The following is a 12815-nucleotide window of genomic DNA, read 5'->3' on the forward strand; positions in this document are numbered from 1 at the left end:
GTGCCGCCTCTTCATTGCCCTCTTCCTCCCTCATGGACCTGACCACCCTCGATCTTCAGCAAGCCCGCATTAAGCAGATTCTGTTTAAATCGCAGCTGCGTTCGGTGCTTTATGGCGTGCGCGAGGCCGATGAGGCCATGTTCTCACTTCAGCGTAACGCGTTGGGCCAGTGGCTGAGCACGGAAGTCAAGCCCCGCTACCCCGACCGCCCCGAAGTCCAGGAAGCCGAACGCCTGCTGCAGCAACTCCTTGCTATCGGCCGCGAGTTGGCGGCCCAGTACAGCCAGGGCCAGATCGACGAAGCCCGCCGCGGCCTTACTCGCATCGAGCGAGTGGGAGAAGAGATGGTCGCCGTGCTGCAGCAGCTCAGTTCCCCCTCGCCGAAGCTGGCGTCCTGACGCTTGGATTGAAGGCCGCGTCTGGGCCTTGTCGGTCAGCTGCTGCGGCTGCTACTCGGCTATTTACCGGGCATTTTCTTGGACTGCCTGCCGCCGTTCAAACGCATCCATAGCAATGGCTCAGGCTTGCGTTTTTTTGGCGACGACCCAGCGGGTACCGGTGGGCCGCCGCCGTAGACCGATCGGAATAGTCGTCTTCATGCCCTTCTGCTTGATTCTGGGTACTTTCCAAACAGCTTCGCCACTAACTCGGCGCAAGTAACAGCTGCTGATGTATGGTTATTGCACCAAGTTGGTAGTCAGGTTTGGGCGGGTTCAGGCGGGTAGTCGAGTCGAGCCAATGCCTGAAGCAAAAAATCGTTGTTCTGTGCCTTATGGGCAGCTTCCTGGCCGAGGCTCATTACGGTTGGCTCGCGCCGTAACAGCATTTGGGTCCGCTTGCGCAGTGCTGAGAGGTTATGCGGGGTATGGTCGCGGCGGCAGCCATCCTGCTTCCGCCTTACGTCTCGTTTGAGTGCTAGTCCCGTTCGAAGGGGTTGGCCGGCACCACCAGCAGCACCTTTTCGCGCTCCACGGCTACCTGGCCCGGTTTGGCGCCGCGGGGTTTGCGCACGTACTTCTTCGGGGTGTAGGTAACCGGGCAGAGCGAATCGTTTTGGCGGCGCGAGTACCAGGCCGCCAGCTGGGCGGCCCGTTCCAGCACCGGCGCGGGCACCGACTGGCCCGGGCGCTGCCGGATTATTACGTGCGAACCCGTTACGTCTTTGGCGTGCAGCCAGAGGTCGTCTTTGTGGGCGTAGCGCTGGGTGAGCAGGTCGTTGTTGACGGCGTTGCGGCCTACCAGAATCGTGAAGCCGCTGTCTTCAAACACCTTGAAGGGTAGCTCGGCAGCGGCGGCGCGGGCAACGGTGGCGGCATCGAGGCCCCGTTGCTTGCGCCACTGGCGTAACGGCCGCAGCTCGTCGGCGGGCAGAGCGGCCAGCTCGTCGAGTAGTTCCAGGGCCCGGAAGGCGTCGGTTTCGCGCCGCTCGGCCCGGGCAGCCAGCTCCTGGGTTTCACGCTGCTGGTTTTTGGCCTTGCGGTACAGGTTTTGGGCTGTGCGTTGAGGTGTTTCGGTGGGCTTCAGCTTGATGACGCGCCGCTGGCCGGGCTGGTAAAAATCCTCGACCTCCACCTGAGTGGCCCCGACCGGAATCTGGGTTAGGTGGGCCATGATGAGATCGGCGGTTTGGCGGTAGCCAGCCGTGTTTTCGAGCGTGTGCAGGCGCTGGCGCACGTGCTGGGCAGCGGCTTCGGCCTCGCCCGCCCGTTTTTCCAGTGCCTGCTGCAGTTGGCGCAGCTCCGTTTCGTAGGCCTGGCGATTGAGCAGCCGGGGTGCAAAGTACCGCAACGCCCCGATGGGGTCGGCGGCAGGTAGTTCGGTTTCTATTTCACCCACGGGCAACAGGCTCAGGCGGGTGCGATGCGCGAGGCGAATGATGAAAAAGGCCGCTGGGTTTTCCAGCTCCTCCACCACTTGTTGCACCAGGGTTTGCTTGGTCGACAGCGGAGCCGGATCGTAGCCGAGCGTACGCAGGTAGGCCCGGCCCAGGTCGCCGAGCCCGGGGTAGGCTTTAGCGGGGTCGGCGGCGGGCGCTGGTGGCGCCAACGGCTCGGCGTGGTCGGCGGGGCGCAGCTCGGCATCGGCCAGGTAGCGGGGGTGGAACAGTTCGGCCGGGGCAGTGGGGTCGGCGGGGTGGAAGATGGCGTTGGGGCGGGTGCTGTAGAGCTTGAGCACCAGCCGGGCCCCGCTTCGGAAGCCCAGCTCCAGCACCCGGTCCTGGGGCCAGGCGTTTACGGCGGCTACCTCCTGGCCCAACAGGCCGGGCAGCAAATCCAGCGAGTTCTGGCGGGCCCGCTGGAACGATTCGGGCAAAGCCAGCAAGGTGCCGGCTGCGGCCAGCGTAATTTTCAGCCAGAACTCGGCCCCGCCGTTGGTCAGGCCCACGGCCAGCTCATCTTTCTCCTGCGAAAAGCAGGTAGCCACCCGGTAGCCCGCCAGCTGCCGGGTAAGCGCGGGGGCCAGCTGGCGCAGGAAATAGTAATTACTGGGCATGGCGACGAGAGGAAAAAAGGTACAGGTGGCGGCTGGAATTAATGCTGTCCGCCTCGCAAATAACGCCCGAATTGGCCAACTACCTGCCGCTGCATGCAACCTGGGCGGCCGGTTAGAGACTCCCGCTTATATTCCGCCCCGGCCCTAACTACCACCCCGGCCTACTGTTACGCTATTGCCATGAAACACTACGTACTTGCCGCCTTAGTGCTGGCCGCTCTGGGCGGTTGCTCATCCAAGGAAGACGGCCCGCAAACCGTCGCGGCCGCCTTCAATCAGGATTTTGCCCTGCACTACCGCCAGTCGGCCTCCCTGCCCGCCGCCGCATCGCCCCCGGAGCTAACCATTGCCGTAGCGGAGCTCGACTACAGTATCTGCCCAAAAAACGTTAACTGCATCGCCCCCGATTACGCGGCTCCCACGCTGACCATTACCGCTGCCAACGGGCAACCGCAGCAGCTGAAACTACCCGTAGAGGGCGTTCGCCCCTATAGCCCTACCTGGATCGACACGGCTAGCGTGCGGGCCAACGGCCGCCGCTACGTGGTTTACTACCGGAGCTGGACGGCTGCCCGAAGCAAGGACACGCCTGGGAAGGCCGATATCATCCTTAACCTGCGGGTAGCGCGCCCCTGAGTCTCAGGTGGGCAGGGGCTAGGTTAGAGCTGCTCTAGGTTGGTGCGGGTCCGGTCGCTTTGCACGGCGCCGGTGTTCACGGTGGTGCGGGGCTCAATCATCATAATCCAGGTTTCATCCTGGCTGTGGGGGCGGTGGTCGACGCCGCGGGGTACCACCAGCAACTCGCCAGGGTTGATTTCGGCAGTCGTCCCGTCACGGAAATCAATCAGCAGTTGACCCTTTACCACAATGAACAGCTCGTCTTCCTGCGCGTGGTTGTGCCAGATGAATTCGCCCTGCACCCGCGCAATTTTGATGTGTTGGTCGTTAAGCTCCCCGATGATGCGCGGATTCCACTGGTCGGTAAACTGGGCAAACTTGTCTTCAAGCCGGATAACGTTCATATTTCAGAGGTGCAGGGAACTGGTTGTTTTGGTAATTCAAACCCAAGCCTGGAGCAGGGTCGTTCCCTTCGCTAACAGCTAACAGCTAACACTTAGGCCATCGTAGGCCAGGCGGATGAAAGCGGGTAGTTGGGCCTCCACGTCGCGGTGGCGGCCGAGCTGGTGGCTGATGTGGGTGAGGTAGGCGCGGGTGGGGGCAAGGTCTTCCAGAATATCGACCGCCTCCTGGAAATTGAAGTGGGAAATATGCTTCTCGTGGCGCAGCGCGTTGAGCACGATAACCTCCGAGCCGCGCATCTGCTCCAGGGCCTCGGGGCCGAGGTGGTTGGCATCGGTCAGGTACGTGAAGTTGCCTACCCGGTAGCCGAGCACGGGCAGCTTGTAATGCATGGCCCGAATGGGCTCGAACGGGATGCCCGCCACCTCGAAAACCGCCGTTTCGCTTACAATCGGGTGCAGCTCCACCTGCGGAATGCCCGGGTATTTGCGGTCGGCAAAAATGTAGGCGTACTCACGTTGCAGCTGCTCCAGCACCCGGGGTTCGGCGTGTAGCGGCATATCCTGCTGCTGGCGGAAGTTATAGGCCCTTATATCGTCGAGGCCACCGGTGTGGTCCTTGTGCTCGTGAGTGAACACGAGGGCGTCGAGGTGGTCGATTCGCTCGCGCAGGGCCTGTTGCCGGAAGTCGGGGCCCGAGTCAATCACGATACTTTTCCCGTCTACCTGCAGATGCACCGACACGCGCAGTCGCTTATCACGGTAATCAACGGAGCGGCACACGGCGCAGGTGCAGCCAATCATGGGCACCCCCTGCGACGTGCCCGTACCCAGGAAAGTAACTTGCATAAGGAGAAGTGAGATTATGAGAGGTGAGAAGTGAGACTACGTTGCAGCGGTGCAAACGTCAGAACAGAGTCTCACTTCTCACCTCTCATAATCTCACTTCCCCCTTACCCTACGTACTGCTTTACTACCCGTACCAGAGCATCGAAATCGAGCGGTTTGGGCAGATAATCGGTTACGCCGGCTTCGCGGAACTGCTCCATCGAGTAGTTGTTGGCGTTGCCAGTAATGGCGATAACCGGGATTTTGGCAATGTTTGGGTCGGAGTGGCGGCGGATTTCGCGGGTGCACTCCATGCCATCTTTTACCGGAATATTAATGTCCATCAGCACGCAGTCGATAGGCTGGCTTTCAATCTGCTTGATGACTTCGCCCCCGTTCTTGGCCGATACGATGCGGTACTTCTGGAGCTCCAGAATTTTCTTGGTCAGGTTCAGGATAACGGAACTGTCTTCGGCAATCAGAATGGTTTTGGGAGTAGAGTCGGCCATGGGAAGGGGGGAGAAGAAGTAGGGTTAGGAGTTAGTAAGGCCAAATTGCGGGAAGGCAGGCCGGTGATAATTGGTTCAGGGTGCCTGCGTTAGGTCGGCATAAACGGCCCTGTATTGTGCAAAGAAACCAAGTAAAAATTGAAAATCGCGCGCCGTATTGTGCGTACGCTCATTTTTGAGTTCATGTTCCAAGGCCTGTGCGCTTTCGGCCACCTCCCGGATGCCCAGCGTGAAGCTGGTGCCTTTCAACTGGTGCAAATGTGGTAAAATCTGGGCGTACTGGCCTTCTGTTACCAGCTTGGCCGCTTCACTCAGTACTTGGTCAGCCTCCTGTTCGAAGTCGGCGTAGAGCTGGGCCGCAAACTCGCCGCCGCCCAGCTGGCGCAACTGCTCCAGAATGGCCAGATCGATAATGGCGGCCGATGAAGTCGCGGCCGCCTCGGCCGGGGCGGGGGTCGGAGCAGGTGCAAGGGCTTCGGGGGCCGGAATGGCCACGGTGGCTTCGGTAACCGGGAGGTCTTCCGGTCCGGGCTCGCCAATGGTCCAGCGGCGCATCACCGCGTACAGGTCCTGGCTCTTAACAGGCTTGGAAATGTAGTCGTCCATGCCTTCCTGCACGAAACGCTCGGCGTCCTCCTTCATCGAGTAAGCCGTCATGGCCACTATCGGCGGACAGATAGTGCCCAGGCGTCGGCGGATTTCGTGCATGGCCGTTACGCCGTCCATCTCCGGCATCTGGATGTCCATGAAAATCAGGTCGTACTGCGTATCAGGGGCAATGGCCCGGCTGATGGCCTCGAAGCCATCGGAAGCCACCACTACGTCGCAGCCCAGTTTGTCGAGCAGGCGCGAGGCTACTTGCTGGTTGATGGGGTTATCGTCGACGAGTAGCACGCGCGGCGTCGATTCGAAGCGCACTACTTCCTGGGGCCGCTCGCGGGCCGTGAGGCGCTCCTGCACAATCTGGGCCTCGTTGTGGGCCACCTGGCAGCGGATGGTGAACCAGAACGTGGAGCCCTCGCCCACGTTGGAGTACACCCCAATCTCGCCCCCCAGCATGTCGGACAGCTGCTTGCTGATGGCCAGGCCGAGGCCGGTGCCGCCAAATGCTTTGGTGGGCGTGGTATCGAGCTGGGTGAAGTTGGTGAAGAGTAGTTTTTCGTCGTCGGGCGAAATGCCAATGCCCGAATCCTGCACGGCAAATCGTATCACATGCTCGTTCTCATCGGCCACCGACGATGACACGACGATGTTTACTGTGCCCTGGGCCGTGAACTTAATGGCGTTGGACGTGAGGTTGCTCAGAATCTGGAGCAGGCGCGTTTCGTCGGTGATAATGAAGCGCGGCGTGTGGGGCGTGATATGGTAGGTGAACCGCAGGCGCTTCTGGTTGGCCCGGTTCGAGAAGAGCGAGTAGATTTTGTCGAGGGTATAATGCAGGTCGATGCCCACCTCGTTGAGCTGGAGCTTACCGGCCTGGATCTTGGATAAGTCCAGAATGTCGTTGAGGATGGCGAGCAGCGCGTCCGACGATTTACGCAGCGTATCCACGTACTCCTCCTGCTCCTCGCTGCTCACAGTTTGGTGCAACAGGTCGATCATGCCAATGATGCCGTTCATGGGCGTCCGCAGCTCGTGGCTCATGTTGGCCAAAAACAACGTTTTGGCCTCCAGGGCCAGTTCGGCAGCCTCCTTGGCCCGGCGCAGGTCATCCTGCATCTGCTTGAGACCGGTAATGTCGCGGCCAATACCTTCGGTGCCGTTCGTGCTGCTGTCGTCGGGGCTGCTGCCGGCGAGCCGGCGCGCATTCACGAGCACACTCACGGCATGGCCCTGCTTGTGGCGCATGGCCAGCTCGAAGTTGCGGGCCTCGCCGTGCTCCTGTACTTGGCGCAGCAGGTTGTCGCGCTCCTGAGGGTTGATGTAGTAGTCGCCGATGAAATGGCCGAGTACCTCCTCGGGCTGGTAACCCAGCATATCGGATACCGAAGGGCTGAGCAGCGTGATCAGGCCCTGGTGGTCGGTGCGGTAATACACATCCTGAAACGACTCGAAGATGGCCCGGAACTTCTCCTCCTGGGCCGCCAGTTCGAGCTGGGAGCGTTTTTTCTCGGTGATGTCGTGGGCAATACCCGAAATTTCCTCGAACGAGCCGTCGTCGAGGTAAATGGGGTTGAGGTAGATTTCGCGCCACGTATCCTGGCCCCGGGCATCGCGCAGGCGCACCTCGAAACGTTGCGGGTGGCCCTGGAAAGCCCGGCGGTAGTTTTCGATAAAGGAGCGGCGGGCTTCCTCTTCCATCATGGCCACGTCGGCCTGCCACATGTTCACGTTCAGGGCCGGGTACACGCCGTTGCGGCGCAGGAAATAAGCGGCGTAGTTGCGGTTGAAAGAGGCCAGGCGCGACTGCATATCCACCGACCACATCAGGTGGGAGCCACTCTCAAAAATAGCGTTCAGGCGGGCGTTCTGCTTCTGAATCTGCACCTCGTTGCGCTTGCGCTCAATGGCCAGGGCTACTTGGTTGGAGATAAAGTGCAGAATCTCGATATCGGAGGGCGCGTAGGCGTTGGGCTTCTGGTAGTCCTGCACGGCAATCACGCCGATGATCCGCTCTCCGATGCTTAGTGGTGAGCACAGCATCACCTCCGGCATCAGGCCATAGGCCGTGATGGCGGCACCATCGATGAGCTGCTGCAAGTCGTCGCGCAGCAAATACTGGGGCCGCCCCGTGCGAATAATATACTCCGACACGCCCGACGAGAACGGGCGGGCCATCATGCTCTGGTCACCCTGGGCGTTCTGGTCGACGAAGTAAGCGAACTGGAGCTGGGTGCGGGCCTCGTCGCAGAGGGCGATGTAGAAGTTGTTGGTCTCGATAATCTTGCTCAGCTCCCGATGTATGGCCCCATATAAGGAGTGCAGGTCTTTGGAGCTGATGGCCAGGTTGGCAATGCTGTAGTACACCTTCTGCAACCGCTCGGCCTTGATGCGGTCGGTAATGTCGTGCAGAATGGCGCGGGTGCTCACCGGCTCGTTGTCCTGCCAAGAGCAGGAAATCGAGCCAATCAGGTGAATGGGCTTGCCCGATTTGGTCAGGAATACGGTTTCGAGCTTGTTGACCTTCTCGCCCTTGTAGAGGTTCCGCAACTGGTAGAGCAGCTTGGCCTTGTAGTAGGGGTGCACCACATTGGAGAGCGTGAGCTGGGGCAGCTCCTCGTCGTCGTAGCCCAGCTTCTCCTTCCACGATTTATTGACGAACAGAAACCGGTTGTCGATGCTCAGGTTCTGAATCAGGTCGTGGGCGTTGTCGAGAAAGTCCTGGAGGCGGTTGCGGTTGTCGGTGAGGGCCCGCACGGCCACCTGCTTGTCGGTGATGTCGCGGCCCACGAACAGGATACCGTTCACTTCCCCGTTGGCGTTGCGCTCGAACTCGGAGTGCCAGAAAAAGGTGCGTCCCTGCCCAAAAATTGTCAGCAAAGAGCGCTCAAAGAAATCCTGCACCGCCTCCTGCTCCAAGGCTAGGCGGAACGCGTAGCGGCGGGGTTCCTGCTCCTCGGCCGGCGCGAAAGTGCTGAAGTACTCCTGCCCGATCAGGGCCTCGGGCTGGTGGCCAGTTACCTCGCAGAAATAGGCGTTTACATCCTGAATAATGCCTTCGCGGTCGAGCAATAGGTAACACATGCCGGCCCGGCTGAGCACGTCGCGGAACTGGCCCCGCGAGAAATTATTGAACAGCGCATCGGCTACCGTGGGGTCGGGCTGGTCTGGGTTAATGGGCTTGGCTGTCGGCACAAACGCGGCCATGTCGCGCAGCGTGAGTAGCACCAGCGGCTCGTTGGGCGAGCCGAGGCGGCTGAGCGTCACCCAGGCTTCGAGCTGCTGGCCGTTGGTCTGGTGCCCGCTCCAGCGCAACAGCTGGGGCTCGCCCGAGCGGGCGCAGGCCAGCATGTGCTCACGCAGCTGCAATTCGGAGAGCAGTTGATTGGTGGCGGCCGGCTCGGGGGCCAGGGCAAACGCCATCAGGCCGGTGCCCAGCAGCATGGGCCGGGTGGTGTCGAGGAACTGCAGGATGCGCCGGTTGCAATCGAGCAGAATGCCAGTGGCATCGTAGAGCAGCATCCCGTCGAAGGACTCTTCGAACAGGGCCCGGTAAGTTTCCGGCGAGAGGCTGGAGCCGGAGGAAAGGGAGGGGGCCGATTTGCTCGGGGAAGAGGACATGGACGGGTGAGCAGGAACGGGAAACGGTCTTCCAACAGGCAGAGCACCGGATGAAGTTCTTAAATTGGCGACAATTAATGAATTTTCCATCTTCTCCGCTCCGGGAAGTAGTCCGCGCCCGTGCCTGCACGCCTGGTTTTCACCGTCACCACCGACCTCAACTACGACCAGCGGATGCAGCGCATCTGCGGTTCGCTGGCCAACGCAGGCTACGACGTGCTGCTGGTGGGCCGCGAGTGGCCCGCCTCGCGCCCCCTTACGGCCCAGCCCTACCGCCAGCACCGGCTGCGGTGCTACTTTGCTAAGGGCAAGCTTTTTTACCTCGAATTCAACCTGCGCCTGCTGCTGTTTCTGCTGGCCCAGCGGGCCACTGCCTGGTGCGCCATCGACCTCGATACGGCTCTGCCGGTGTGGCTGCGGGCCCGTTTGGGCGGGCAGCCATTCATCTACGATGCCCACGAGTTGTTCACGGAAGTGCCCGAAGTGGTGGCCCGCCCCCGGGTGCAGCGGCTGTGGCGGCACATCGAGAATTTTATTGTGCCCCGTGCTACGCTGGCTTACACGGTCGGCCCGGCTTTAGCCCGGCTGTTCGAGCAGCGCCACGGCCGGCCCTTTGCAGTGGTGCGCAACATCAGCCGGCTTGCCGCCGAGCAGTTGCCCCCGGCCCCGGCCGAGTCGCCGGCCGCTGGGTTTATCCTCTACCAGGGGGCTTTAAATGCCGGCCGAGGCCTGGAAGAGCTGCTGGCGGCCATGCCGGCGGTGAATGGCCGGCTGGTGCTCTGCGGCGAAGGCGACCTGTCGGAGAGCCTGCGCAACCAAGCCGCGGCATTGGGGCTGCTGGCCTCGGGGCAGGTGGAGTTCCGGGGGTTTGTGCTGCCCCAGGAGCTGGCCGAGCTCACGCGCCACGCCACGGTAGGCGTAAATTTACTGCGGAACCTGGGCCTGAGCTACTACTACTCGCTGGCCAATAAGTTCTTCGATTACCTGCACGCCGGCGTCCCGCAAATCGTGACCGATTTCCCCGAGTACCGCGCCCTCAACGCCGAGTACGACGTAGCCGACCTCGTGCCCAACCTGACGCCCGCTACCTTGGCCGCCGCCCTCAACCGCCTGCTGCCCGGCGGCGACGCGGCCCGCTACTACCAACTGGCCACCAACGCCCGTCGTGCCCGCCCCCTGCTCAGTTGGCAACATGAGGAGCAGGAGCTGCTGCGGTTGTACAAGGAATTATAAACTGGGTCTTGCCCCTTTCGCTTTGCCTTCGATGAACCTGTTGACTGACCTGACTACTGCTTCCGAACCCACACTGCTTGTGATTACCGGCCCCACGGCGGTGGGCAAAACGGCCCTGTGCGTGCAGCTGGCCCAGCAGCTGGGTACCGAAATTGTGTCGGCCGACTCGCGGCAGTTTTTCCGGGAGCTGACCATTGGCACGGCCAAGCCCACGGCGGCAGAAATGGATGGGGTCCCTCACCACTTCATCAACTCCCACAGCATTGCCGACGATTACAATGCCGGCCGCTTCGAGCAGGATGCGCTGGCAGTGCTGGCCGACCTGTTCCAGCGCCACCGCGTTGTGATTCTGACCGGGGGCTCGGGTCTGTATTTGCAGGCCGTTACGGAGGGGCTGGATGAGCTGCCGGTGGTGCCGCCCGAAATACGGACCGGGTTGCGGGCTGAGCTGGAAGCCCACGGCCTGGATCCGCTGGTAACTGAGCTGGCCCGCCTCGATCCGGTGGCCCACGGCCGGATCGACCAGCAGAACCCCCAACGGGTGTTGCGGGCCCTAGAAATATGCCGGGCCACGGGCCAGGCTTTTAGCTCTTTTCAGGCTGGTAAAGCGGCCCCTCGGCCCTTCCGGGTCGTTAAAATTGCCCTGACCCGGGAGCGGGAGGAGCTCTACCAGCGCATAGATAAGCGCATGGACCAGATGCTGGCTGCGGGCCTGGAGGCCGAAGCCCGGGCCCTGTACCCGTACCGCCACCACAACGCTCTCCAAACGGTAGGCTATCAGGAGCTGTTCGGCTACTTCGAGGGCCACTACGACTATGCCGAGGCTGTGCGCCTGCTCAAGCGCAACTCCCGCCGCTACGCCAAGCGCCAGCTCACTTGGCTCCGCCGCGACCCGCAGTACCAGTGGTTTCATCCGGAAGAGGTGCAATTATAAAACGGTGCGCCGTATTGCTGGCCGCCGGCGCTCCATCTGGTTGTGCCTACTGCCAGTTGAGGCTGTTGACGTGCTGACCGATTTTGCGGCCTTCACGCAGGCCTACTTCATTGTCTTGGCGAGAATGGATGCCGCCCAGAAAGCGGGAAAGGGCCGATTCTTCGGCCGTTTCCCAGAACGAGTGAAAGGTGCGGGCCTTGAAATCGGTGGCCCGGGCTACATCGCGCATCCGGCCTACGTGAGAGTCGTCAGTGAAAGTAACGTTGCCATAGAGGTGCTCCAGTACAATGGCTGTGGCCGCCGACTGCGTAGCGTGGCCCGAAGAGTAGCCCGGGAACGGAGGAGCGGGCCAGAAGGGCACCCAGTTTGGGTCGATAACCCGGCGCACAAAGGTGTAGGGCCGCTCATTGTTGAAGGTGAACTTACACTTCCAGCAAATAATAAACGCATCAGCCACGGCAATGCCGGTACGAGCGAAAGTTTCGGCTGCCTTGCCCAGGTCGGCGCCGGTCGTGTTCACCAGGATGCGGGCTAGGTTATAGGAGTGGCCGGGGGGCGTGAACGTGTCGCTCGGGTCATCGGCCCACCAGATGGCTATTTCCTTTTCCTCCTGGGTCAGGCTGATGTTCTTGCCATATACTTCCAGGTACTGAGCGTAGTACTGCGAAGTGGGCGAAACCGAATACGGCAGCGGCTGGGGCATGGGCATGGCGGCATCAGAGGCCAGGAATGTGCGGTTGTTACCCCAGTACGGCTGCAGCGGAATCTTCAGGCCATTTTCGGTAGGCTGCCAGTCGCCCAGGGCGGTAGCGGGAGTAAAGGAAGCAGGGAAGTTGCGCAGGTAGCCCTGGTGGCCCCCATCGGTCTTCGACCACTCGAAAATAGCCTGGGCCACCTCGCGGCCGTAGGCCGCCGAGCGGTTGGCAGCGGCCTGGTTAGGGCCGGCGTACTCGCGGGCCAGGGCGTTTTCCAGCGAATCGATGCGGGCCAGGTTGGCGGCTGGGGCGTTGGCAAACAGGTTTTTGAGGATGTAGGCTTGACCGGCGTTGGCACTCAGGGGCCAGCGGTACAGCTGGCCGGCAGTGGGCTGGGGCAGCGTGCTAAGCTGCTGGAGCTGCCCGGCCAGGGAGCGGCTCCCGGGCATACCAGCCACCACCGACTCATACATCGTCAGGCCGGCGTAGCCGATGGCGCGGGCCGTAACGGGGGGCGTAAAGCCGGGGCTAACGCGTACGAGCTGCAGCGTGAGCTTACTCCATTTGCTGGCTACGGCCGCGTCGTAAGAGTTGGCTGTCGCCGATTCGGGCACCACTTCCGGGTCGTTCTGGCAGCTTTGCAGACTCAGTAGGGCCAGCGCTACAGCAAAGCCAGTTGTTTGCCGGGTAATAAAGGAGGGGAGAGGTATAAGCATACAGTAACTATTGGCAAAAGGAAAGACAACAGGAATGGCTTATAAATATAGTATATTTTTAATAATATTAGGACTTACGCAAAACGAAGCGTGGGCTGGGCTAGTTCGCGGCGCAAATAGTCGTCGAGTAAGCCTTGCTTGAGTTGATATACTGTTTGGCCTGTTTG

At 61.3% G+C, this 12815-nt stretch carries 10 protein-coding genes; 4 read left to right on the plus strand and 6 right to left on the minus strand.

Translation table 11 applies throughout. From position 1 onward, the window contains the following. Positions 1-32 precede the first annotated feature (32 nt). Positions 33-398 (plus strand): CZB domain-containing protein, encoded by a 366-nt coding sequence (locus CDA63_RS05635; RefSeq protein WP_088463467.1) that lies wholly within the window; start codon positions 33-35, stop codon positions 396-398. Between the two features lie 517 nt (positions 399-915). On the opposite strand, the gene CDA63_RS05640 is transcribed toward CDA63_RS05635, so the two are convergent. Further along, the gene (locus CDA63_RS05640) at positions 916-2493 is read right to left on the minus strand and encodes an NFACT RNA binding domain-containing protein (RefSeq protein ID WP_088463468.1); all 1578 of its coding nucleotides are present in this window, start codon (positions 2491-2493) and stop codon (positions 916-918) included. A 180-nt stretch (positions 2494-2673) separates the two neighbouring features. Between CDA63_RS05640 and CDA63_RS05645 the strand changes: the two genes are divergently transcribed. Next, positions 2674-3129: a hypothetical protein gene (locus tag CDA63_RS05645; protein WP_088463469.1), complete on the plus strand. Its 456-nt coding sequence runs from the start codon at positions 2674-2676 to the stop codon at positions 3127-3129. A gap of 23 nt (positions 3130-3152) precedes the next feature. Here CDA63_RS05645 and CDA63_RS05650 read toward each other — a convergent pair whose 3' ends face one another. The 4 genes from CDA63_RS05650 to CDA63_RS05665 all read right to left on the minus strand — a co-directional run bounded on the left by CDA63_RS05650 (position 3153) and on the right by CDA63_RS05665 (position 9070). After that, on the minus strand, positions 3153-3515 hold the full coding sequence (locus CDA63_RS05650) for a cupin domain-containing protein (RefSeq protein WP_088463470.1): 363 nt from the start codon (positions 3513-3515) through the stop codon (positions 3153-3155). A 78-nt stretch (positions 3516-3593) separates the two neighbouring features. Further along, on the minus strand, positions 3594-4361 hold the full coding sequence (locus CDA63_RS05655; protein WP_088463471.1) for an MBL fold metallo-hydrolase: 768 nt from the start codon (positions 4359-4361) through the stop codon (positions 3594-3596). 104 nt (positions 4362-4465) lie between these two features. Next, entirely contained in the window at positions 4466-4849 is a 384-nt protein-coding gene (locus CDA63_RS05660) for a response regulator (protein ID WP_088463472.1), read from the minus strand. 75 nt (positions 4850-4924) lie between these two features. Then, the gene (locus CDA63_RS05665) at positions 4925-9070 is read right to left on the minus strand and encodes a PAS domain S-box protein (protein WP_088463473.1); all 4146 of its coding nucleotides are present in this window, start codon (positions 9068-9070) and stop codon (positions 4925-4927) included. A gap of 120 nt (positions 9071-9190) precedes the next feature. Here CDA63_RS05665 and CDA63_RS05670 point away from each other — a divergent pair, with 120 nt between their 5' ends. Together CDA63_RS05670 and miaA are read left to right on the plus strand one after the other, a co-directional pair. Further along, complete coding sequence (locus CDA63_RS05670; protein WP_088463474.1) at positions 9191-10303, plus strand: glycosyltransferase; 1113 nt, start codon at positions 9191-9193, stop codon at positions 10301-10303. 31 nt (positions 10304-10334) lie between these two features. After that, positions 10335-11237 carry a tRNA (adenosine(37)-N6)-dimethylallyltransferase MiaA gene (gene miaA, locus CDA63_RS05675; protein ID WP_088463475.1) on the plus strand — a complete coding sequence of 301 codons (903 nt, stop codon included), beginning with the start codon at positions 10335-10337 and terminating at the stop codon, positions 11235-11237. 46 nt (positions 11238-11283) lie between these two features. On the opposite strand, the gene CDA63_RS05680 is transcribed toward miaA, so the two are convergent. Continuing rightward, complete coding sequence (locus tag CDA63_RS05680) at positions 11284-12648, minus strand: vanadium-dependent haloperoxidase (protein WP_088463476.1); 1365 nt, start codon at positions 12646-12648, stop codon at positions 11284-11286. Positions 12649-12815: the final 167 nt, after the last annotated feature.

It is taken from the genome of Hymenobacter amundsenii (genome assembly GCF_002204745.1).
Lineage (GTDB): Bacteria > Bacteroidota > Bacteroidia > Cytophagales > Hymenobacteraceae > Hymenobacter > Hymenobacter amundsenii.